General features: G+C 67.3%; 17 protein-coding genes. 9 read left to right on the top strand and 8 right to left on the bottom strand.

The annotated features are described in order from the left end of the window. Positions 1-2 precede the first annotated feature (2 nt). Both ABL843_RS27545 and gabT read right to left on the bottom strand, forming a co-directional pair. Positions 3-1,109, bottom strand: a complete 1,107-nt coding sequence (locus tag ABL843_RS27545) for an ABC transporter ATP-binding protein (protein WP_184640889.1) — start codon at positions 1,107-1,109, stop codon at positions 3-5. 27 nt (positions 1,110-1,136) lie between these two features. Beyond that, on the bottom strand, positions 1,137-2,429 hold the full coding sequence (gene gabT / locus ABL843_RS27540) for a 4-aminobutyrate--2-oxoglutarate transaminase (RefSeq protein WP_418118028.1): 1,293 nt from the start codon (positions 2,427-2,429) through the stop codon (positions 1,137-1,139). Between the two features lie 173 nt (positions 2,430-2,602). Here gabT and ABL843_RS27535 point away from each other — a divergent pair, with 173 nt between their 5' ends. The 4 genes from ABL843_RS27535 (at position 2,603) to ABL843_RS27520 (ending at position 7,410) form a co-directional block, all read left to right on the top strand. Then, the gene (locus ABL843_RS27535; RefSeq protein ID WP_418118027.1) at positions 2,603-4,012 is read left to right on the top strand and encodes a PLP-dependent aminotransferase family protein; all 1,410 of its coding nucleotides are present in this window, start codon (positions 2,603-2,605) and stop codon (positions 4,010-4,012) included. 150 nt (positions 4,013-4,162) lie between these two features. Next, complete coding sequence (locus ABL843_RS27530) at positions 4,163-5,212, top strand: ornithine cyclodeaminase (protein WP_418118026.1); 1,050 nt, start codon at positions 4,163-4,165, stop codon at positions 5,210-5,212. Positions 5,213-5,251: 39 nt separating this feature from the next. After that, positions 5,252-6,292, top strand: a complete 1,041-nt coding sequence (locus ABL843_RS27525) for a histone deacetylase family protein (protein ID WP_418118025.1) — start codon at positions 5,252-5,254, stop codon at positions 6,290-6,292. 131 nt (positions 6,293-6,423) lie between these two features. Continuing rightward, a complete protein-coding gene (locus tag ABL843_RS27520; RefSeq protein ID WP_126023717.1) occupies positions 6,424-7,410 on the top strand; it encodes a tripartite tricarboxylate transporter substrate binding protein in 987 nt (328 codons plus the stop codon). Here the strand turns inward: ABL843_RS27520 and ABL843_RS27515 are convergent. Beyond that, positions 7,397-7,966, bottom strand: coding sequence for a TetR/AcrR family transcriptional regulator (locus ABL843_RS27515; RefSeq protein WP_369660717.1), 570 nt, complete (start codon positions 7,964-7,966; stop codon positions 7,397-7,399). The two genes, ABL843_RS27520 and ABL843_RS27515, sit on opposite strands and share 14 nt — an antisense overlap. An 89-nt stretch (positions 7,967-8,055) precedes the next feature. Between ABL843_RS27515 and ABL843_RS27510 the strand changes: the two genes are divergently transcribed. Both ABL843_RS27510 and ABL843_RS27505 read left to right on the top strand, forming a co-directional pair. Further along, a complete protein-coding gene (locus ABL843_RS27510) occupies positions 8,056-9,321 on the top strand; it encodes an MFS transporter (protein WP_418118024.1) in 1,266 nt (421 codons plus the stop codon). 209 nt (positions 9,322-9,530) lie between these two features. Then, positions 9,531-10,748, top strand: a complete 1,218-nt coding sequence (locus ABL843_RS27505) for a porin (protein ID WP_418118023.1) — start codon at positions 9,531-9,533, stop codon at positions 10,746-10,748. A gap of 128 nt (positions 10,749-10,876) precedes the next feature. On the opposite strand, the gene ABL843_RS27500 is transcribed toward ABL843_RS27505, so the two are convergent. Next, positions 10,877-11,695, bottom strand: a complete 819-nt coding sequence (locus tag ABL843_RS27500) for an HAD-IIB family hydrolase (RefSeq protein WP_418118022.1) — start codon at positions 11,693-11,695, stop codon at positions 10,877-10,879. A 94-nt stretch (positions 11,696-11,789) separates the two neighbouring features. Between ABL843_RS27500 and ABL843_RS27495 the strand changes: the two genes are divergently transcribed. From ABL843_RS27495 to ABL843_RS27485, 3 genes are read left to right on the top strand one after another with little or no spacing between them, the layout of a single operon-like run. After that, complete coding sequence (locus ABL843_RS27495; protein ID WP_418118020.1) at positions 11,790-12,785, top strand: ABC transporter ATP-binding protein; 996 nt, start codon at positions 11,790-11,792, stop codon at positions 12,783-12,785. A 5-nt stretch (positions 12,786-12,790) separates the two neighbouring features. Then, positions 12,791-13,633, top strand: coding sequence for an ABC transporter permease (locus tag ABL843_RS27490; protein WP_418120528.1), 843 nt, complete (start codon positions 12,791-12,793; stop codon positions 13,631-13,633). Positions 13,634-13,648: 15 nt separating this feature from the next. Next, entirely contained in the window at positions 13,649-14,452 is an 804-nt protein-coding gene (locus tag ABL843_RS27485; RefSeq protein WP_126023710.1) for an ABC transporter permease, read from the top strand. Positions 14,453-14,604: 152 nt separating this feature from the next. Here ABL843_RS27485 and ABL843_RS27480 read toward each other — a convergent pair whose 3' ends face one another. The 4 genes from ABL843_RS27480 to ABL843_RS27465 all read right to left on the bottom strand — a co-directional run bounded on the left by ABL843_RS27480 (position 14,605) and on the right by ABL843_RS27465 (position 23,116). After that, the gene (locus ABL843_RS27480; protein WP_418118019.1) at positions 14,605-16,239 is read right to left on the bottom strand and encodes a peptide chain release factor 3; all 1,635 of its coding nucleotides are present in this window, start codon (positions 16,237-16,239) and stop codon (positions 14,605-14,607) included. 57 nt (positions 16,240-16,296) lie between these two features. Continuing rightward, positions 16,297-18,510, bottom strand: coding sequence for a hypothetical protein (locus ABL843_RS27475; RefSeq protein ID WP_418118018.1), 2,214 nt, complete (start codon positions 18,508-18,510; stop codon positions 16,297-16,299). A 143-nt stretch (positions 18,511-18,653) separates the two neighbouring features. Further along, complete coding sequence (locus ABL843_RS27470; RefSeq protein ID WP_418118017.1) at positions 18,654-20,864, bottom strand: hypothetical protein; 2,211 nt, start codon at positions 20,862-20,864, stop codon at positions 18,654-18,656. Continuing rightward, a complete protein-coding gene (locus ABL843_RS27465) occupies positions 20,861-23,116 on the bottom strand; it encodes a hypothetical protein (protein WP_418118016.1) in 2,256 nt (751 codons plus the stop codon). The genes ABL843_RS27470 and ABL843_RS27465 overlap by 4 nt, the downstream gene beginning before the upstream one ends. Between the last annotated feature and the right edge of the window lie 120 nt (positions 23,117-23,236).

The following is a 23,236-nucleotide window of genomic DNA, read 5'->3' as shown; positions in this document are numbered from 1 at the left end:
CTTCAGGGGGCGTAGATGCGCGCATGCGCCGTCGGGAACTCGAGCACCACCGCCTCGCCGGCTCGCGGCGCGGCGGCGCCGTCGAGGCCGTCCAGCGGCAGCTTCACGGTGGCGTCGGCCTGGCCGCCGCCGACGCTGCACAGCAGCCGCAGGTGGTCGCCGAAGTAGATGACGCGCGCCACCTCGGCCTCGAGCATGTTGGCGCGCTGCACGTCCGTGCGGCGGTGCAGCACCACGCGCTCGGGCCGGATGCAGGCCTCGACGGCCGCGCCAGAAGCCGCGCCGCTCACGTTGAGCCCGTGCAGCACGCGGCCGTCGGGCAGCGTCATTTCGGCATGCTCGCCGCCATGACCCTGGCGTTGGCCCAGCTGGCCCCTGAGCACGGTGTTGTCGCCGACGAAGCCGGCCACGAAGCGGTTGGAAGGCGTTTCGTAGAGACGGTCGACCGTGTCCAACTGCTGGATCACGCCTTCGTTGAACACCGCCACGCGGTCGCTCATGGTGAGCGCCTCGCCCTGGTCGTGCGTCACGTAGACGAAGGTAACTCCCAGCTGGCGGTGCAGGTCCTTGAGTTCGATCTGCATGTGCTCGCGCAGCTGCTTGTCGAGCGCGCCCAGCGGCTCGTCCATCAGCACCAGCTGGGGCTCGAACACCAGCGCCCGCGCCAGCGCCACGCGCTGCTGCTGGCCGCCCGAGAGCTGGCCGGGCAGGCGGTCGGCCATGCCGCGCAGCTGCACCATGTCGAGCGCGCGCTGCACGCGGCGCTGCTGCTCGTCCTTCGGCACCTTGCGCACGGTGAGCGGATAGGCCACGTTCTGCCCCACGCTCATGTGCGGGAACAGCGCGTAGTTCTGGAAGACCATGCCGAAGTTGCGCCTGTGCGGCGGCGTGCGGGTGATCGGCTTGCCGTCGAGCAGGATCTCTCCCGAGGTCGGCGACTCGAAGCCCGCCAGCATCATCAGCGTGGTGGTCTTGCCCGATCCCGAAGGGCCGAGCAGGCTCAGGAACTCGCCGCGGTGGATGTCCAGGTCGAGCTGGCGCACCACCAGGTGCTCGCCGTCGTAGGTCTTCTGGACGCGCTGGAAGCGCACCAAGGGTTCTGCGGTCATGGAGGATTCAGGAAAAGGATCGGTCGATCAGCGCAGTGCGGCGAAGCTGTCCGCGAGAAGCGCCAGGCCTTCGTCCACAAGCAAGTCGGATGCCGTGAGCGGCACCAGCACGCGAATTACATTGCCGTAGGTGCCGCATGACAGCAGGATTAACCCGCGCCGTGCCGCCTCCGCGACCACCTTGCGGGTCAGCGCGGCGTCGGGCCGCGCGGTGTCGCCCTCCTCGAACAGCTCGATGGCCAGCATGGCGCCGAGCCCGCGCACGTCGCCGATGGACGGCTCGCCCGCCGCGATGCGGCGCAGGCCGGCCATGAGCCGCTCGCCCAGCGCACGGCTGCGCGCCAGCAGCTGCTCGTCGTCGAACACCTTAAGCACGGCGAGCGCCGCGGCGCAGCCGATGGGGCTGCCGGCATAGGTGCCGCCCAGGCCGCCGGGGGCGGGGGCGTCCATCACCTCGGCGCGGCCCACCACGCCGGAGATCGGGAAGCCGCCCGCCATCGACTTGGCGGTGGTGATCAGGTCGGGCGCCACCGGCCACTGCTCGCTGGCGAACCAGGTGCCGGTGCGGCCGGCACCGGTCTGCACTTCGTCGGCAATGATCAGGATGCCGTGGCGGTCCGCCAGCGCGCGCAGGCCCTCGACGAAGTCGTTGGGCGCCACGTAGAAGCCGCCTTCGCCCTGCACCGGCTCCAGAATGAAGGCCGCCACGCGCTCGGGCTCGATGTCGTTCTTGAACAGCAGCTCGACCGAATGCAGGGCCTCGTCCACGCTCACGCCGTGCAGCGCATTCGGGTACAGCGCATGGAACACCTCGCCCGGGAAGGGGCCGAAGCCGACCTTGTAGGGCGCCACCTTGCCGGTGAGGCCCAGCGTCATCATCGTGCGGCCGTGGTAGCCGCCGGTGAAGGCGATGACGCCCGGGCGCCGGGTGTGGGCGCGGGCGATCTTGACCGCGTTCTCCACCGCCTCGGCGCCGGTGCTCAGGAAGACCGACTTCTTCGCGAACGCGCCGGGCGCCAGCGCGTTCAGGCGCTCAGCCAGCTCCACGTAGGGCTCGTAGGCCAGCACCTGGAAGCAGGTGTGCGAATAGAGCTCGGCCTGCGCCTTGACTGCGGCGGTGATCTCCGGGTGGCAGTGGCCGGTGTTGAGCACCGCGATGCCGCCCGCGAAGTCGATGTAGCGGCGGCCCTCGACGTCCCAGAGCTCGGCGTTGGCGGCCCGGCTGACGAAGATTTCATGGGCTTGGCCGACACCGCGCGCGACGGCCGCGCTGCGGCGGGTCATGAGGGCGGCGTTGCTGAGGTGGGGTTCGCGTTGCATGGGGGACGACCTGTGCTTGAGTGCTGGAAGGAAAGGAATGCCGGCACTCTAGGTCGCCCGATCCGGACCGGCCATGTACACCGGAAGCGGTCGTCCGGAGGACTGTACTGGTCTTGTATCCTGTACATACTTTCCTCAATATGGTGCAGGCCGGACCGCCGGAGACACCCCCGATGCTCATTCTTCGCCCCGAACAGCCGACGCCACTGGTGAGCCAGATCGTGGAAGGGCTGCGCGGTCTGATCGGCGCCCAGAAGCTCAAGGCCGACACCAAGCTGCCGTCGATCCGCGCCTTCGCCGCCGCCCATGGCGTCAGCGTCTTCACGGTGGTCGAAGCCTACGACCGGCTGGTGGCGCAGGGCCTGCTGGTCTCGCGGGCCAACGCCGGTTTCTTCGTCAAGCGGCGCAGCGAGGAGAGCGCCGCCGGCACGGCCAGCGCGCCCCGCGCGGACCCCCGCTTCGACGCGCGGTGGTATCTCCAGCAGATCTTCGAGAACCGCAACCTGCCACTCAAGCCCGGTTGCGGCTGGCTGCCGCACGACTGGCTCTTCGAGGACGGCATGCGCCGCAGCCTGCGCCACCTGGCCTCCGAAGGCAGCGACATCGGCGGCTACGGCCTGCCCTTCGGCCACATGGCGCTGCGCATGGCGACGGCCGAGGCGCTTTCGGAGCAGCAGATCGTGGTCGAGGCCGCCCAGGTGCTGCTGACCCAGGGCTCGAGCCAGGCGCTGGATCTCGTCGCGCGCCGCCTGCTCAAGCCGGGCGACCGCGTGCTCGTGGACGATCCCGGCTATCCGAACCTGATGTACATGCTGCGCTTCCTGGGCGTGGAGATCGTCGGCGTGCCGCGCACTCCCTCGGGCTACGACATGCCCGCGCTCGAAGCGCTGCTGGCGGTGCACCGCCCCAAGGCCTTCTTCACGCAGCCGCGGCTGCAGAGCCCGACCTGCTCCATGGCCTCGCTGCCCCAGCTGGTGCAGCTGCTGCAACTCGCGCAGGCGCACGACTTCACGCTGGTGGAGAACGACATCTACGCCGAAATGGACGCGTCGATGCGTCCCTCGCTGGCCAGCCTGGGGCAGCTGCGCCGCGTGGTGTACGTGGGCAGCTATTCGAAGACCATCTCGCCGAACATCCGCGTCGGCTACGTCATCGCGCAGCCCGAGCTGCTCGACGAGCTGGCGCAGCTCAAGATGATCTCGGGCCTCACATCGTCCGACATCACCGAGCGCCTGGCCTTCGGCACCGTGACCGACGGCCGCTGGCGCAAGCATCTCAAGGCCCTGCGCGAGCGCCTCGCGCAGGCGCACGGCAGTGTCGCGCGGCGGCTGGGGGGACTGGGCTTCGAGCTGTTTCATGAGCCCGCGGCCGGCATGTACCTGTGGGCCCGGCATCCGGACATCACCGACAGCGCCGAGCTCTCGCGGCGCGCCGCGGCCGAGGGAATCATGCTGGGCCCGGGCCAGCTGTTCCTGGTCAACCCGCGCCCCACCGGCTGGCTGCGCTTCAACGTCGCCTTCAGCGAGGACGAGCGGCTCTGGCGCTTCCTGGAGCGCAGCATCGAGGAGCGCCGCAGCGACTGAAGGCGGCAGCCGCAGAGGGCTCGCAAAGGTTCGCGAGCAGGCGCACAATGGCTCTCAACCCTTGGCGCAGGCGCATCCTGAATCAGCCATGGTGGAGTAAACATGCGATGGGATGAAGCGCCGCGGCGGGGCTACGCAAGGAGCCATGTCATGACCCGCTTCATCGATGTTCACAGCCTGGTCCGCCTGGTGGACGAGACCGGGGTTCCGCAGTTCCTCACCGCGCTGGCCGACGCGCTGCGCGACGACTTCATGCGGTGGCGCGAGTTCGACAAGAAGGCGCGCGTGGCCAGCCATTCGCACCTCGGCGTGATCGAGCTGATGCCGGTGGCCGACGACGGCGCCTACGCCTTCAAGTACGTCAACGGGCATCCGCACAACACGCAGGTCGGGCTGCCGACCGTCATGGCCTTCGGCGTGCTGGCCGAGGTCGACACGGGCTACCCCGTGCTGCTTTCCGAACTCACGCTCACCACCGCGTTGCGCACGGCCGCCACCTCGGCGATGGCCGCGAAGGCGCTGGCGCGGCCCGATTCGCGCAGCCTCGCGCTGATCGGCAACGGCTCGCAGAGCGAGTTCCAGGCGCTGGCCTTCCATGCGCTGCTGGGCATCGAGGAAGTGCGGGTGTACGACATCGACCCCCATGCCACTGACAAGCTGGTGCGCCACCTCGCGGCCTGCACGCCGCTGGAGATCGTGCGCGCCCGTTCGGTGGCCGAGGCGGTGCGCGGCGCGGACATCGTCACCACCGTCACCGCCTACCAGGGGCGCGCGACGGTGCTCACGCCCGACATGATCGACCCGGGCATGCACATCAACGCGGTGGGCGGCGATTCGCCCGGCAAGACCGAGCTGCATCCCGGCGTGCTCGGCAAGGCGCGCGTGTTCGTCGAGTACGAGCCCCAGACCCGCGTCGAGGGCGAGATCCAGCAGGTGGCCGCCGACTTCCCGGTGCACGAGCTCTGGCGCGTGCTGCTCGGCGAGGTGCCGGGGCGCGAGAGCGCGGCGCAGGTCACGCTGTTCGACTCGGTGGGCTTCGCGCTGGAGGACTACACGGCGCTGCGCTACATCCAGCGCATCGCGACCGAGCGCGGCATCGGCCGGCAGATCGCGCTGGTGCCGGAGCTCGACGACCCGAAGGACCTGTTCGGGCTCACCGCCTCGGGGCGGCGCCGGGCGGTGCTGCGGCGTGCGGCATGATGGGCGGCTTCGCCACAGCCGCACCGGCCTTCCATCTTCATGCTCACCATCTACAACGACCAGCACGTTCTTCACCAAGGCAAAGTCGAGATGTTCCGCGGCGAGCTCGTGCCGTGCTTCGAGGTGCCCGCGCGCGTCGATCATGTGAGGCATGAGCTGGAGCGCAGGAACATCGGCCCGCTGCAGGCGCCCGATGCCTTCGACGAGGCGGTGCTGGCCAAGGTGCATGCGCCGCGCTACCTGGACTTCATCGCGCATGCGTGGGAGGAGTGGGTGGCGCTCGACCCGTCCAACGCGACGCGCGACGCGCTGCCCTCGTACTGGCCCACGCGCGGCATGCGCAGCGACGTGCTGCCGAAGAGCTTTCCGGCGCGCCTGGGACTGTTCTCGTTCGATGCGGGCACGCCGCTGATGGCGGGCAGCTGGACGGCGGCGCGCCACGGCGCGGCATGCGCGTGGACCGCGGCGCAGCGCGTCATCGGCGGCGAGCGTGCCGCCTTCGCGCTCACGCGGCCGCCGGGCCACCATGCGGGCGCGGATTTCTTCGGCGGCTACTGCTTCCTCAACAACGCTGCCGTCGCCGCGCAGGCGTTGCGCGACGCGGGCGTCGAACGCGTGGCCGTGCTCGACGTCGACTACCACCACGGCAACGGCACCCAGGCCATCTTCTACGAGCGCGGCGACGTGCACTTCGCGAGCCTGCATGGCGATCCGCTGACCGACTATCCCTACTACCTGGGCCATGCCGACGAGCGCGGCGCCGGGCGGGGCGAGGGCTTCAACCACAACCTGCCGCTGCCGCGCGGCACCGACTTCACCGCGTGGCGCGCCGCGTTGGGAACCGCGCTGGCCCGCATCGCCGAAGTGAAGGCCGGCGCGCTGGTGGTTTCGCTGGGCGTCGACACCTTCGAGGGCGACCCGATCTCCGGCTTCAGGCTGAAGAGCGACGACTACCTGCGCATGGGCGAGGACCTGGCACGCGCCGGACTGCCGACGGTGTTCGTCTTCGAGGGCGGCTACGCGGTGGCGGAGGTGGGCGTCAACGCGGTGAACGTGATCGAAGGCTTCGCGCAGGCCTAGCAGCTGACGCGCAGGCGACTCGGACGCCGGAATTCGCCCCTGTTTCCCACGGAAATCAGGGCAGCCCCGATTGCCTTCGCCGGTGCGGCGGGGCCCAATCGGCGCTTTCCCAAGTCAGGACCCAGTCAGCCATGCTCCGCCGCTCCACCTTCCTCCGTACCGCCGCCGCACTCGCCGCAACCGGCGGCCTCGCTTTTCCGATGGCGGCGCTCGCGCAGGCCTTTCCCGCCAAGCCCATCAAGCTGGTGATCGCCTTCCCGGCGGGCGGCCCGACCGACATCACCATGCGCCAGCTCGCGGAGAACGCGAGCAAGATCCTCGGCCAGCCGGTGATCATCGACAACAAGCCCGGCGCCGGCGGCACGCTGCCCGCGCAGGCGCTGCAGACCGCGCAGCCCGACGGCTACACCGTCGCGCAGATTCCGCTGGGCGTGTTCCGCCTGGGCTACACCACCAAGATCAACTGGGATCCGCTCAAGGACATCACCTACGTCATCAACGTCACCGGCTACGCCTTCGGCATCGTCGTGCCGGCCGACAGCCCCTTCAAGACCTGGGCCGACTTCGTCGCATACGCCAAGGCCAACCCCGGCAAGCTCACCTACGGCTCCACGGGCACGCTCACCAGCCCGCACCTGACGACAGAGATCGTCGCGCAGAAGGCCGGCATCCAACTGCAGCACGTGCCCTACAAGGGCAGTGCCGACCTGATGCTCGCGGTGGTCAGCGGCCAGCTGATGGCCGCGGCCGACAGCACCGGCTTCGCGCCGCAGGTCGAGGCCGGCAAGCTGCGCGTGCTCAACACCTGGGGCGAGAAGCGCCTGGCCAAGTTCCCCGACGCGCCCACGCTGAAGGAACTCGGCTACGACGTGGTGCAGAACTCGCCCTTCGGCATCGGCGCACCCAAGGGCACGCCGCCCGAGGTGGTGAAGAAGCTGCACGACGCCTTCAAGCAGGCGATGGAGGAGCCGAGCTACGTCGCCGCGCTGGGCCGCTACGACATGCTGCCGAACTACATGAGCTCGGCCACCTATACCAAGTTCGCGCAGGACACGGTGGTGAAGGAGAAGGCGATCATCGAGAAGCTGGGGTTGGCGAAGGAAGTCAAGACGAACTGAGGACGAAGAGCTCGTCCACCAGCCGGGACGCCAGTTCCGGCTGCACCCCGTCTCCACCGAACACCAGCCGGAACACGATCGGCGCGATCAGGTGATCGATCACCTGCTGCGGCTCGGGTGCGGGCTCGCCGCGGGCGCGGGCCTGCTCGACAAGCGTGAGCGCCTCCCTGCGGCGGTTGCGCAGGCAGTCGGTGTCGGCGCCATCGTTGGCCAGCGCGGCCGCGGCTTTCAGCAACGAGGTATTGCACGGCCTGGCCAGGTGCTCGATGAGTTCGCGCGCCCAGGCTTCCAGGTCGGCGCGCAGCGTTCCCGTATTCGGCAGCGGGCGGTTCGGGTCCAGCCGGTGGGTGGCGGTTTCGGCCAGCAGCCCCTGCAGGTCGCCCCAGCGCCGGTAGATGCTGGAGGCGCTGACACCCGCGCGCTCGGCCACCGCCGGCACCGTGACGCGCTCCCTTCCTTGTTCCGCCACGAGTTCTTCGAGGGCAGTGCGCACCAATGCCTGCACCTGGGCGCTGCGGCCGCCGGGGCGTTTGTTGGGGAGGGCGATGTCGGTCATGGTCTGGACTTTAACGCAAAGATATTTGCTTTAGAGGATTCGCATGTCTAGAATCACAAAAGCAAAAAAAGTTGCATTAAGGATTCGCCATGCCGTCCTCCTGCCCCGAACTCGCTTCCGCCACCGCCGACCTCGCGGCGCGCTCCAGGCCCTGGCGCCTGCCGCAGCGCGCGGCCTTTCCGCTGCTCGCGGCTGTGCTGTTCGCCTTTTTCTTCGCGGCTGCCGCGCCTTCGCCGCTGTTCGTGGTGTTCCAGCACGCCTGGCATTTCTCTTCGTCGCTGCTCACGGTGGCCTTCGCGGTCTACGCGATCGCGCTGCTGGTTTCTCTGCTGGTAGCCGGCTCGCTGTCGGACCACATCGGGCGCCGCCCGGTGGTGCTGTCGGCGCTGGTGCTGCAGGCGGTGGCGATGGGGCTCTTCCTGCTGGCGAACGGCATCGGCGGGCTGATCGTCGCGCGCGTGGTGCAGGGCATCGCCACCGGCATCGCGAGCGGCGCGCTGAGCGCGGCGGTGGTCGAGGCAGCGCCGGCTTCGCGCAAGCGGCTGGGGGCGCTGATCACGAGCGTGTCGCCGCTCGCCGGCCTTGCGGTGGGGGCGCTGCTCACGGGCATGGCGGTGAAGTTCTCGCTGCAACCGGTGATGCTGGTGTTCGGCGTGCTCGCCGCGGTGTTCGCGCTGGGCGCGGCGGTGGTGCTGTGGATGCCCGAGACCGTCACGCCGCGCGCCGGGGCGCTGGCCTCGCTGGTGCCGCGCGTGTCGATTCCGGCGAAGGCACGCGCCGAGTTCGCGCGCGGGCTGCCGGTGTTCATCGTGGTGTGGGCGCTCGGCGGGCTGTACCTGTCGCTGGCGCCTTCTCTGATGCTGCATGTGTTCGGCATCGACAACGGCGTGGTCAACGGCCTCACGGTGGCGGTGCTTTCCGGCATGGGAGCCATCGCGCCGACGCTGCTCGGCCGCCTTGCGGCTCCGCGCCCGGCCATCGTCGGCATGGCCAGCATCGCGCTCGGCCTGGTGCTGCTGCTGGCCTCGCTTGCCACCCGTTCGCTCGCGCTCTTCTTCGTCGGCACGGCGGTAGCGGGCATCGGCTTCGGCGGCGCGTTCTCGGCGCTGGTGCAGACGCTGGCGCCGATGGCGCAATCGCACGAGCGCGGCGAGCTCTTCGCGGCGATCTTCGTGGTGAGCTATCTCGCGTTCAGCCTGCCGGCCATGCTCGCGGGCTTCCTGGTGGCGCCGCTGGGGCTGCTGAACACGGCCGAGGGCTATGCGGCGGTGCTGCTGCTGATCGCCGCCTTCGGCACGTGGAGCCAGTGGATGGTGCTGCGACGCCGGCAGCGCGAATTGCCCATGGACGAGTGAGTGGCCGGAACGGCGTTCCGGGTCAGGAAACAGTCAGGGCACCTATGTCAAGAGGCTTGGCCCTTCGGGGGGTGGGTACTTACCCTATGTAATTCGTTTGTCTTCCGCGATGGAAACACTCCGATGCAGTCTTGTGGCGCAAAAGCCCGGGCTCTCAGCAGCTGCATCCGGCATCGGAGCGGCAACTTCCCCATCCTGGAGTGATACGAATGAAAAAATCCCTGCTTGTTCTGGCTGCGATGGCAGCCTGCGGTGCCGCGTCGGCGCAATCGACCGTGACGCTGTTCGGCGTCGTCGATGCGGCCTACCGCAACGTCTCGAACAAGAGCGAGTCGGTCCCGGCCACCCTTTTCACCCCCCACTACAGCGTGAAGGCCAGCCGTACCGAGCTGGCCAACTCGGGCCTGAGTTCCAGCCGCCTGGGCTTCCGCGGCGTCGAAGACCTCGGCGGCGGCCTGTCGGCCAGCTTCTGGCTCGAAGCCCCGATCACCAACGACGACGGCGCCACCGGCGTCTCCAACTTCAGCCGCCGCTCCACCGTGAGCCTGGCCGGCAGCTTCGGCGAGTTCCGCATCGGCCGCGACAAGACCGCCACCGTGCTGAACGACGAGCAGTTCGATCCGTTCGGCGACACCGGCATCGGCGGCTCGCTGATCATCGACGCCAACGAAGGCAGCCTCTCGGGCACTGGCTACGGCAGCAACAGCACCTACAAGCGCGCCGGCAACATGGTCCAGTACTTCCTGCCGCGCAACCTGGGCGGCTTCTACGGCAACCTGGGCTACAGCTTCCACGAGATCACCCGCCTGTCGCCCGACACCATCACCGGCGCCGACCGCACCAACACCGGCCGCCATATCGGCGGCCGCGTCGGGTACGCCTCGGGCCCGGTCGACGTCGCCGTCAGCTATGCGCAGAACGACACCAGCTTCACCTCCGGTTCAGGTTCCTCCGCCGTGGCACGTCCCGGCAAGATCAAGACCTTCAACCTCGGCGCGACCTACGACTTCGGCGTGGCCAAGCTGTTCGGCGAGTACTCGCGCTCGAAGGACCAGCGCGATCCGCTGAACATCTTCACGCCGGTGCCGAGCACCGACCTCACCGGCTACCTGATCGGCGTGACCGTGCCGATCGGCCCGGGCCAGATCCGCGCCTCGTACTCGCAGGTCAAGTACGACTACAACCGTGTGCCGGCCCTCTTCGCCGTGAACACCCCCGACCCGAAGTCGAACAAGTTCGCGCTGGGCTACGTGCACAACCTGTCGAAGCGCACCGCGCTCTACGGCACGATCGCGCGCGTGACCAACAAGAACGGTGCCGGCAACACAGTCGGCGCCGGCCCGTCGTACGTGGCAACGTACAACCGCGTGGCGCTGCAGCCCAAGTCGTCGATGGGCTACGAGTTCGGCATCCGCCACAGCTTCTGATCGCAGCGAACCCCGAGACTGTTTTCTCCAAGGACCCCGTCGAACGGTCCCTTCGCCCGCCTCGGCGGGCTTTTTTTCGTCCGTATTTTTCGCGCGGAGTGTTGTTTGTCCGCAGCGTCCGGCGGTGTTCAGCGCGCCGAGAGAATCGCGCTCGCCGCCTCGGCGAAGCCGGTGCCGCGTTCGGCCTGCGTCACGTAGCGCGGCAGGTGCTCCAACTGCGGCACGAAGCGCGCGACGTTCGCCACGCCGATGCTGTGCGCGAAGGTGCGGAACATCAGCTGGTCGTTGGTGGAGTCGCCCACGTAGGCCCAGCGGTCCATCTCGCCGTCTAGCGTGCGACCCCACAGCTCGCGCACGATCCAGCGCGCGCCTTCGAGCTTGTCGTTGTCGCCGTACCAGCCGTTGATGTGGATGCTGCTCACGGTGGCGTGCATGCCCTCGCCGCGCATCAGCGCCACCACCTGCGCGATGGTGGCGTCGCCCAGCTGCACGAATTCGCTGTGGTCGATGGCGATGTCGGTCTCACGACCCGGCGAATCGGTGGCGCGGCCCACGCCCGGCAGCTCGCGCTCGATGCGCTCCAGCACCGCCTGCATGCGCGCGAAGTTGGCGGCGCGCGTGGGCTCGTCCTGCTGGTAGCGCTTCTCGACGCGGCCGTCGGCCGAAGGCAGCAGCGCCACCGCGCCGTTCTCCGCCACGATGGCATCGACCGGCCAGGCGTTGACGAAGGGCAGGCTCCAGCCCACCGGCCGGCCGGTGATCGCCACCACCGAAAGCCCCGCCGCCTTCAGATCGCCCAGCGCCTGCAGCGCATCGGGCGTGATGGCGCCGTCGTGCGTGAGCGTGTCGTCGATGTCGGTGAAGACGCCGATGAGCGCACCGCGCGCGGCCTGCGGCCATTGGGCCAGCGGCAGCAGATGGTGGGGCGAAGAAGGCAAGGTGGGCATGGAGAGAGCAATGCAGGGGGAGCGCCGATCGTACCGGCGCTTTCGTGTAGCATCCCGCCCCCGCCGTGCCATCGAGGCCGGCGCGGCGCCCTCCATGCCCCACATCCTCGTCGACGACCTCCGCAAGACCTACCGCATCTCCGAACGCGACCCTGGCGTGATGGGCGCGCTGCGCGGCCTCGTGCAGCGCCGCCATCGCACGGTGGAGGCGCTGTCGGGCGTGTCGTTCGCGCTGGAGCGCGGCGAGCTGCTGGGCTTCATCGGGCCGAACGGCGCGGGCAAGTCGACCACCATCAAGATCCTCTCGGGCATCCTGCGGCCCGACGGCGGGCGCGTGGAGATCGACGGTCGCGACCCCTTCGCCGACCGCGAGCGGCACGTGGGGCGCATAGGCGTGGTCTTCGGCCAGCGCACGCAGCTGTGGTGGGACCTGCCCGTGGGCGACGGCTTCGACCTGCTGCGCGACATCTACCGCGTGGACCCGGCACGCTACCGCCGCACGCGCGACGAACTGGTGGCGCTGCTGAACCTGGAGCGCGTGCTCGCGCAGCCGGTGCGGCAGCTCTCGCTCGGCCAGCGCATGCGCGCGGAGATCGCCGCGGCGCTGCTGCACGAGCCCGAGATCCTTTTTCTCGACGAGCCGACCATCGGCCTCGACGCACCTTCCAAGCTGGCCGTGCGCGACTTCGTGCGCCGCGCCAACCGCGAGCGCGGCACCACCGTGCTGCTGACCACGCACGACATGCACGACATCGAGGCGCTGGCTCGCCGCGTGATCATCATCGGCCACGGCCGCGTGCTGGCCGACAGCCCGGTCGAGGCGCTGCGCGCGCAGGTGATGGCCGAGCGGCGCCTGGTGGTCGACTTCGCGCAGGGCGCCGAGCTGCCCGCGCAGGTGGAAGGCGCGCGGGTGCACTCGCGCGACGGCCAGACGCTGGTGCTCGACTTCGATCCGGCCCGCACTGCGGCGCCCGCGCTGATCGCGCGCATCGCCGCCGCGCATGCGGTGGAGGACATTCGCCTCGAAGGCCTGGCGATCGAGGCCGTCATTGCGCGCTTCTACGCCATGCACGGAGCGGCTGAAGCGTGACGGCGATGCGCCCGCACGACCTTGCACGGCCCTATATCGCGGCCTTCGCGTCGCGCTTCCAGCAGATGCTGCAGTACCGCACCGCCGCGCTCGCCGGCTTCGCCACGCAGTGCTGGTGGGGCGGCATCAAGGTGATGGTGTTCGCGGCCTTCTACGGGCATGCGGCTGGCACCGGCGCGAGCAGCTCGATGTCGCTAGCCCAGGCCATCACCTACACCTGGCTCGCGCAGGGGCTGCTCGTGCTGCTGCCCTGGCTGGGCGACCCGGAAGTGGGGCAGGCGGTGCGCACCGGCGCCGTCGCCTATGACCGGCTGCGGCCCGTCGATGCCTATGCGCTGTGGTTCGCGCGCAGCGCCGGTTGGATTGCGGCGCGTGTGCTGCCGCGCGTGGCGCTGATGGCTGCGTTCGCGATGGTCGTGCTGCCGCTGGCCGGCCTCGGCGAGTGGGCATGGCAGCTTCCTGCGGGCGTGGCGGCGGGGCTCGCCTTCATGCTCTCGGTGGTTTTCGCACTTTTGCTGTCGACGTCGATGGTGATGCTGCTGAACGTGGCCGCCACCGCCGCGCTCAACGAACGCGGCATCAGCGCGGTGGCCACGCCGGTGGTCATCGTTCTCTCTGGCAACCTGCTGCCGCTCGCGATGCTGCCCGACGGCTGGCAGACCGCGCTGCTGGTCCAGCCGCTGGCCGGGCTGATGGACATTCCGGCGCGCCTGTACTTCGGGCAGCTGCAGGGCTGGCAGGCCATCGGCGGGCTGGGGCTGCAGGTCTTCTGGATCGCGGTGCTCGTGGCCTTCGGCCATTTCGCCATGGGCCGCACGATGCGCGGCCTGCAGGTGCAGGGCGGGTAAGGGCAGGTGAGGGCGATGGGATCGATTCCGCTCTTCTTCCGGCTGGTCGGCGCGTCCCTCGGCGGGCAAGCGCGCTACCCCGCCTCGGCGCTGATGCTGACCGTCGGCCAGTTCCTCGGCACCGGCATCGAGGTGATCGCCGTGTGGGCGCTGTTCCACCGCTTCGGCGACGTGCAGGGCTGGCGCATCGGCGAGGTGGCCCTCTTCTACGGCCTGGTGAACTGCATGTTCGCGCTGGCCGATGCGCTGGGCCGCGGCTTTGACGTGCTCGGCACGGAGTTTTTGCGCACCGGCGCCTTCGACCGCCTGCTGCTGCGCCCGCGTCCGCTCGCGCTGCAGCTGATGGGCAACGACTTTCGCATCAGCCGCCTGGGCCGGCTGCTGCAGGGGCTGGCGATGGTGGCGTTCGCGACGCAGCAGATGGGCATCGCGTGGACGCCGGGCGCGGTGGCCATCGCGCTGATCGCCATCGCGGGCGGCGTGGCGCTGTTCCTCGGCATCCTGGTGCTGCAGGGCACCCTGGCCTTCTGGACCGTCGAGAGCCTCGAGATCGCGAACGTTCTGACCTACGGCGGCGTGCAGGCCGCGCAGTACCCGCTGGCGCTCTATGCGCGCTGGTTCCGGCGCGTGCTGACCTTCATCGTGCCGCTGGCCTGCGTGGCCTATTACCCGGTGCTGGCGATCCTGGGGAAGGCCGACCCGCTGGGGGCGCCGGCGTGGGTGGGCCTGGTGTCGCCGCTCGCCGGGTTCGTGTTCCTGGCGGCGGCTTTCGGGGTGTGGCGCTTCGGGTTGCGCCGCTATGCGTCGACGGGCAGTTGAGGGACTGCGAACCGGCAGGAAAGCCGAACGCAGAAGTCGCAAAGGTTTCGCAGAAGTCGCAGAGGAAAAATCCAGAAATGACCAGGTTCTCTTCTGCGATCTCTGCGTAGTTTTTGTCTTCCTTCTGCGTTCGGCTGCCCGATCCCGTCTCTTTACCCCGCGCTCTGAAGCGCCAGCCCCGCATGCTCGCGCAGCGGATGGAAGTGGATCTTCGGAAACCGCTCCTGCGCCAGCCGAACGTCGTAGGGCGAGGTGCACAGGAAGGCCAGCGTGTCCGCCGCGTCCTTCGCCATGCGCTGCGGATACGCGTTCACGAACTCGCGCAGCTCGGCGGGCGTGTCGGCCGTGATCCAGCGTGCGCCGGTGTACTGGCAGCCTTCGAGGCGCACGTCGGCGTCGTACTCGGCCTTCAGGCGGTGCTGCACCACTTCGAACTGCAGCTGGCCGACCGCGCCCAGCAGCATCGGGCCGCCGATCTCGGGGCGGAAGACCTGGATCGCGCCTTCCTCGCCGAGCTGGGCCAGGCCCTGCTGCAGCTGCTTGGTGCGCAGCGGGTTCTTCAGGATCACGGTCATGAAGAGCTCGGGCGCGAAGAAGGGCAGGCCGGTGAACTGCAGGCTCGCGCCATCGGTGATGGTGTCGCCCAGCTGCACGCCGCCGTGGGTGGTGAAACCCACGATGTCGCCCGCGTAGGCCTCTTCCACTGCCTCGCGGCGCTGGCTCATGAAGGTCACGACGCTGGTGGGGCGCAGCTCCTTGGCGGTGCGCTGCACCTTCAGCTTCATGCCCGGCGTGTACTTGCCCGAGGCCATGCGCACGAAGGCGATGCGGTCGCGGTGGTTGGCGTCCATGTTGGCCTGCACCTTGAAGACCACGCCCGCGAAGTCCTTGTCCTCGGGCTGGATCTCCTTGGTCACCGGCTGGCGGTTGACCAGCGTGGTGCTGGTGCGCGAACGCGGCGAGGGCGCCAGGTCGACCAGCGCGTCGAGCACTTCCATCACGCCGAAGTTGTTCACGCCGGAGCCGAAGAACACGGGCGTCTGCTTGCCGGCCAGGAAGGCCTCGCGGTCCCAGGCGGGCGAGGCGCCGGTGGCGAGCTCCATGCTTTCCATGGCGGTCTCGAAGTCGGCGCCGAAGCGCTTGACCAGCGTATCGCGCTCGCTCAGCGGAATGGTCTCGAAGTCCTGCGGCAGGCGCTCGCTGCCCGACTCGAACACCGTCATCGCCTGCGTGCGCAGGTTCATGATCCCGCGGAAGCTCTTGCCCTGGCCCACCGGCCAGGTCATGGGCACGCAGGGCATGCCCAGCTCGCGCTCCACCTCGTCGAGGATGTCCAGCGGCTCGCGCACTTCGCGGTCCATCTTGTTGACGAAGGTGATGATGGGCGTGTCGCGCTGGCGGCAGACCTCGATCAGCCGGCGCGTCTGCGCTTCCACGCCGTTGGCCGCGTCGATCACCATCAGCGCCGAGTCGACGGCGGTGAGCACGCGGTAGGTGTCTTCGGAGAAGTCCTTGTGGCCCGGCGTGTCCAGCAGGTTGATGACGTGGTCGCGGTAGACCATCTGCATCACCGACGAGGCCACCGAGATGCCGCGCTGCTTCTCGATCTCCATCCAGTCGGAGGTGGCATGGCGCGAGGCCTTGCGCGCCTTCACCGAGCCGGCGATCTGGATCGCGCCGGAGAAAAGCAGCAGCTTTTCGGTCAGCGTGGTCTTGCCGGCGTCAGGGTGGGAAATGATCGCGAAGGTGCGGCGGCGGCGGGTTTCGGCTACGAAGGGCGATGACACGGGGGAACTCCAAGGAACCCGCGATTTTCGCAGACTGGACCGAAGCGGTCGGACGGGTCAGTCGGCCAGGCCTATGTGCAGGTTGTCGAAGGGCCATGGCGCCTGCATGAGCGCGATGACACCGTTCTGGGCCAACTGGTATCTCGTCCCGGTGCTGTCGGTGCCTTCTCGCACCTGCGCGTTGCCTGAGATGCCCTGCATTTCGAGCGCCAGCGAGTCGGAAGTGCCGTCTGGCCGCGAGTAGCTGGTCGCGTAGCGGGTCGCGTCGAGGGATGCGGTTCCGAATGTGCCCCCCGTCGAGGCGATATGCATGCGCATCGCAGGCCAGTACACGGGGTTTGTCGCACCCGTCGGCCGCGGAAAGCCGGTGTTGAGCGTCCAGATCGGGTATGGGAAAAGCGGGGAGCTTGGCGCAATGTACGGTGAGTAGGACTCCGAGGCCTGCAGCATGACGTTCCGGCCATCGATGCGGGCAACTCGTCCGGTGAAAGACGTCTTTTCGTCCCGGGTAAACACCCAGATGCCAGGCGACGCGCCCGGGGAGATGGCGTAGTCGCCCAGGCTCGCCTCAGGGAGACAGGCAATGGTTGCGGGGAGACATTGCCTTGCGACCGTTCCCGCCGCATCGATGTAGAGCTGCCAGTAGGCACCTGGATGCGTGAGGTTGTTGCTGCCTCCCGCCGTAACGATCACATCATAGGTGCCGGCCAGTCCGCTCCTTTGAGTCACGAAAGAGCGTACGGCAATGAAGGGCTGGACCGCGTAGGCGACGGGATTCGACTTGAAGAGAGCGAATGGAAATCCTCCGACGATGGCGTCGATCTTGGTCCTGAAGCGCGCGGTGTTGGATGCGGCCGTGATGCGCCTGTTCGCGAAGATGTAGGTCCCGGGGTCGTTCGGGTCTTCGCTGAAGGTGCCTGTGGTTGCGTCGCCACCGGGGGCCGTCATCGTGTAGAGCTTCTTGTCGAAGTCGATGTCCAGCGTCTGCTCGGTGCCGTTGGTCGTGAACACCGTGTAGTGTCCGTTTCGGGCGTTCCAGCTGTCCTTGTAGAGGCTGACTTCCATGTAGCCACGGGCGTTCTCGATGGGACGCCCGATGACGACCGAAAGGGTGCCGTTGAACATCGCGTAGTACCTCTTGGTGCCCGCGGAGTTCAGGAGCCGGACGCCTTGCGGTCTTCCGATCGATGCCAGCGGGAGGCTGAGTTCATCGACGGTTCCTTCCGGCGTGACCGCTGTGCGGATCGAGTCCCAGTTGCCGAAGACATTGGCTCCCCAACTGCCATCGGTTGCCGCGCCGATGTATCTGGACTGGGTCCAACCGGAGACAGGGGCGTCCGGCAGGCCGATCTGGAAGACCCGGGTGTCGGGGGCTGTGTCGGTGTACCCGCCCGAGAGCAGGATGTTCTGTGCGCCGATTCGGGCCATGCGGAACTGGAGGACGTCGGCGGGCGAATTGCTGGTTCCCGTCCACGTGAAATCCGGCGAGGCCGTGATGGCGTACGTCCGCTTCAAGATGGTGGGGCAGGAATCGAGGCTGTGGAGGTCCTGGTAGCCGAAGCACGTTTCAAGCGTTGTGCCGTGCCCCGTGATGCGCATCGTGAGAGCCTGCGAGTCCGACGTTCCATCGCTCTTGCGGATGATGCCGAAGCTGTTGTAGTTGCCGTCGAGTTGCGTCGGGTCCGTGACGAAGGCGCGTGCCGCGACGAACGGCATCACCTGATAGGCCGTGGGGTTCGACCAAGGTTTCTCGAAAGGAAAGGCGCCGACGACCGCATCTGGAGCGAGACGGAAGCGTGCCGTGTTGGCGGCGCTCGTGATGCGGCTGCTTGCGAAGACGTAGGTGCCCGGCTCCGCGGGGTCTTCGCTGAAAGTGCCGGAGGTGGCCTGGCCGCGGTCGTCCGTCAGCGTGTAGCTTCGGGTGTCGAAATTGATGCCGAGCTTCTGGCGTGTGCCGTTGGTGCCGTCGGCAGCGTAGAGGTAGTAGACGCCGCTGCGTGGGTCGTGGCTGTTCGAGAGTGCGGTGGCGGCTCGGCGATCAAAAGTCGCAGCGCTCGATTGCTGGGTCTCGACGAAATATGCCGCTTCGTCGGACCGCATGGCCTCTTTCGCCGACTCGACTTCGTTGGCGCTCTTGACCGTGCCGACGCTCGTTACCAGCGGCGCGCTTGCGCCGCCGCTGCCGTTTTCGCCACCTCCACATCCCTGCAATCCAAGGCATGCGAATGCTGCGCACAGAAGCGCTCGGCAGGACCGGATCTTGTATTTCATTTTTTCTCTCCCTCGCGCGATTGCGGGCCCGCGGCCCCCGAGTCAAGGTTGCGGTCGCTTGCGATGCAGCGAAAGCCGCTTTCTGCAGCGCCTAGGCGTCCCTGCAGGATGGTCCGGCTGCATTGACTGTTGGCAGCTCGCCATCAATCTACGAGGCCAATATGCAGCTTGCTCCCATCGCCGTTCGACGGCATCGCGAAAACGAAACGGCCATCGTTGATCGCCAGGTACGGTATTCCAGCCGTGTCGGTACCGATCTTGACCCGTTCATTGTTCGTGACCGGTCCAAGCGTCAGCGCGAACGGCCCTGTCGTTCCATCTGCTTTCCTGTAAGTCCCGCCATAGCTTGTGGGACTGGTCAGCAACGACCCCAGTTCGCCAGCGCCCGAATAGCTGTGGACGCTGTTGCCGAGCCATGTGCTCGAACTCGTGGCAGGCTGACGTATGCCGAGCATGAGGTAGGAGCCGAGCTTGTCGTCGCTTCCGTAGAACTCAAAGTCAGACGCCACCAAGATCTTGCGAGTTCCCACGTTTGCTATGTGGAAGGGGGTAAGCATGATGCCGCCTCCAGAAAATAGATACCAGGAGGTTGACGACGCCGCCACGACGTAAGCGCCCGGAGTGGCCTCGTCGACGCAGGTCGTGACCGGGGCGAGCTTGCAGACTTGCGCCCGATGGCCGTCTGCTGCGATGACGAGGCGCGCCATGCTGGACGAGAAGTACGGCGGCGCGACGGCAGTCGGCATCCCCGCCACCATCAAGTCATAGCTGCCAGGCAAGTCGGAGGGGCTTGTGACCAAGCTGCGTACCGCGATGAAGGGCTGTACCTGATACCTGGGTGTGGCGAGGGCTCCTGCGTAGAAAGGAAAGGCGCCGACGATGGCGTCTTCAGTGATACGGAACCGTGCCGTGTTCAATACTGTTCCAATGCGCGGACTGGAAAAGACATAGGAGCCAGGATCTGCAGGGTCGGGGCTGAACGTGCCGGCGCTGGCATTCGGAAAGGACTCGTCCATCTGATAAGTGCCTGCATCGAAGTCGAGAGTCAGCTTGACGTCTTTGCGTTGGACCGAGAAGGCTCTGTAGCTACCGCTGCGAGGGTCGACCCCTCCGTTGTCCTTGAACAAGCCGATCTGGATGTAGCCCTGTGTGCCGGGATTGCGGGCGCCGACGATTACAGAAAGTACGCCATTCTGCGTCGCGAAATATCTGTCCGTGCCGGTGCTGTTGATCGGGTGGATGCCCTGCGCGCTGTTGGAAGCCGCGTCGCTCACTGGTAGCGTGAGGCTGGCGGAGGCGCCCGTCGAGTCGAAACTGGTGCGTGTGGTGCTGGCCGGACCGATGAGGTTTGTTCCCCATCGGCCATCGGAAGAGCTGCCGACATAACGCGCAGTGGGCCAGGTGGTTGTGTCGCGCAGCGCGATGCGGAACGGGCGTATGTCAGGCGCCGTGGCGCTGCTGCCTCCGAAGAGAACCACATTCTGTCCGTCGATCCGAGCCATCCGGAACTGCAGTACGTCACTTGGCGCGGCGATGTTGATGCCGGTCCACGCGTAATCGGCAGCGGGCGTGAGCGCGAAAGTGCGTAGCGACTGGCACGCCTCCACGTAGTAGATGACATTGTCCAGGCACAACTCAAGCTGCGTGCCCCCTTTCGAGATACTCATCGCCAGGATCTGGGAGTCCGCCGTACCGTTCTTGTTCAAGCTGATGCCCAGGCGGTTGTATTCGCCGTCCAGCTGGGAGGGGTCGGTGACGAAGGCCCGCGCCGCGATGAAGGGTGCGACCTGGTAGGTGACCGGATCCGACCATGGCTTCTCGAACGGAAACGCCCCGACGATCGCATCGGTCGTGATGCGGAAGCGCGCCGTGTTCACCGCGCTGGTGATTCGACCGCTTGCAAAGACATAGGTGCCGGGTTCCGCCGGGTCCTCGCTGAAAGTGCCGGACGTGGCGCTCCCCTTGCTGTCGACCAGCGAATAGCTCTTCGTATCGAAGTTGATCCCGAGCTTCTGCCTGGTGCCGTTGCTGCCGTCGGCGGAATAGACGTAGTACGCGCCGTTGCGCGGATCGCCTGCGTTCAGGCGCGGCACGGCGGAGGAAGGGTCGAGTGCGGGGCTGGTCGCCTGCTGCGCAGTCAATCCGGAGTCGTCCTCGATGCCTGGCGCCTGGAGGGTGCCGGAGGCCACCTCTGCGCCGGCGTCGCCCTTCATCGCCGTGGATACGCCTCCCGCGCCAGCGCTTCCACCTGCGCTTCCGCCACCGCCACCGCCACCGCATCCTGCGAGGCCCAATACCAACGCGAGAAATGCACCACGCGTCCACGCGTTGATGTGTTCGGGCTTCATGCTCATTGATCCGCTCCCTCAATCAAGAAAATTCCGAAATCGATACCGAAGCCCGAACCGTTCGACATGACTGCGAGCCCCTTGCTCTGCATGACGATGTAGCGTGGGCCGATGCCTGGTTCAAGGCCGATGCCGCGCAGGCCTTGGGGCGTGGTCAGGTCGGTAGGCGCGAGCGCAAGGCGCTCGGTGCTCTGGGTGCCGTCGGCGTGTGCCACCGTGCGGTCGAGCCACGAGGAGTCCAGCCCCACGCTGTTCCAGGAACTGTTGGAGGGATAGCCGGCCACGCGCCGCGTGGACGCACCTCGGGCCACGACGGATGGCCATGCGTCGCTGTCTTCCAGGCCGATGCTGAAGGTCTTGTTGGCCCACGAGTCGTACTGCGCACCCACGTAGACCTTCTGACCAGCCATTTCCATGATGCTGAAGCCGTACTTCCGTGCGAAGTTGGGCGAACTCGGCGGCACGCCCGGAATCTCGGCCGTCCAGTTGCCGCTTGCGGCACCGGGCGATATCGCAAAGACCGTTTTCAGTTCGGCCGGGCAGTTGTCGATGGCGTAGCGCGCCTGCCAGCTCGCGTCGTCGTCGCATATCTGCAGGCTCGTGCCGTTGTTGGCGATCCTGACCTGCCGCGCCACTCGCTTGTTTGCCGAGTCGTTGTCCGAGGTCAGCGTGAACTGGTTGTAGGTGCCATCGATTGCGGATTGCGCGGTTGCAAGCGCGCTTGAGCCGATGAAGGGTTGGACCTGGAACAGGTCCCCGAGTGGCCTGGTCGGGAAGGGAAATGCACCTACCACCGTATTTTTCGCGAGGCGGACCCGTGCCGTATTGACGGCGGCGTCGATGCGGACGTTGCTGACGATGTAGGTGCCCGGCTCGGTGGGATCCTCGACGAGTGTGCCGCTCGTCGACACGCCGGCCTCGTCCGCCGTGCCGTAGCTCTTCGCCGCGAGGTCGATGCTCAGGGTGTGCCGCGAGCCGAATGCTGCAAAGACAGAATAGGTGCCGCTGTTCGGTCCCCGGCTGACGGGGCCGTCGATCAGTCCGATCTGCAGATAGCCCCGCGTGTCCAGGTTGGCGGGGGTGCCCACCAGCGCGACCAGTTTCGTGTTCCGGATGGCGAAGAGCCTGGCGTTTCCCGCGCCGTTGATCTGCTGCACGCCCTGCGTGCCCGCCACGACTTTCGCGTCGTAGGCGAAACCGCTGGTCGTCGTGTCTGGCCGGCGGGTGTTGGTGCTGTACATGGGGGCATCGGTCACGGCGATGCCGTAGCTGCCGTCCGACGCGTATACCCGCGCCTTGAGTGTTTCCTGGGCACTTGCAGCGTCGGGAAAACCGATGCTCAGCCGCTGGTAGTTCTCGGGCGGGTAACCGGGCGTCGAGAACGGGTTGGCGGCCAGGAATACGTTCTGGCCCCCGATGCGCGCCATCCGGAATCTGAACTTGTTGCCCGGAAAGCCAACATTCGCGGCGAGCCATGCGCCGGAGGGGTCCTTGCTGATCGTGTAGTTCTCCACCCCGGCACCGGCGCATCCGCCGCTGGAGAAGACGAGATCGTTCATGCAGAACTTCAATCGTGCACCGTTGCCTTCGATGCTGATCTGCTGGATTTGCGAGCTGGAATAGCCTTTGGTCGCCCCGACCGCGACACCGACGACGTTGTAGATGCCGTCGAATTGCTTCGGATCGTCCACGAAGGAGCGGAGCGCCAGGAAAGGCTGCACCGCGTACGTGGGCGAGGCCGAATCGCCTTGCCTGAACGGGAAGCCGCCCAGAATGACTCCGTCCGTTGTCTGGAAGCGTGCCGTGTTGACCTGCGCGGTGATTCGCGGACTGTTGAAGATGCCGACATCGGCGTCCACGGAATCGCGGCTCAAGGTTCCGGCCGTCACCTGCAAGGATGCGTCGGTCATCGCGTACGTGCCGGTATCGAAGTTGATCGACAGCACCTGTTCCGTCCCGTTGGCTGCGTAGACCGTGTAGACCCCGTTGCGGCTGTCGTCGCCGGCAGGATTGCGGGTCAGGCCGGCAGGCCGGGTCTGGTCCCGGTCTGCATCCACGACTTGCGCCAGGATCGCTTCGCCGCCGTCTTGCTTGCCGGCAGCCTCCAGGCTATATGCGACTGCCTCGTCACTCTTGCCTGCGCCTTGGGCAGAAGTGCCGGTTCCCGGCGATGCTGCTCCTCCGCTTCCGCCTCCACACGAGGCCAGGCCCAGGCCCAACACGACCGTGCCTGCGAGCGCGGCGAATGCTCTTTTCATTGTTTGTTTCTCCGGATCGGCTCTTTGATGCGGTGGCATCGGCCTTGTGCTCCCTCCGAGCACTCTTGCCGGGATCGTATCTACGATTGTTGATTTTGGATACTTTGTATAACAAAAACC

The organism is Variovorax sp. 350MFTsu5.1 (genome assembly GCF_048302515.1).
In the GTDB taxonomy this organism is placed as follows: Bacteria; Pseudomonadota; Gammaproteobacteria; order Burkholderiales; family Burkholderiaceae_C; genus Variovorax; species Variovorax guangxiensis.
This window is presented reverse-complemented; position numbering and strand designations above follow the sequence as displayed.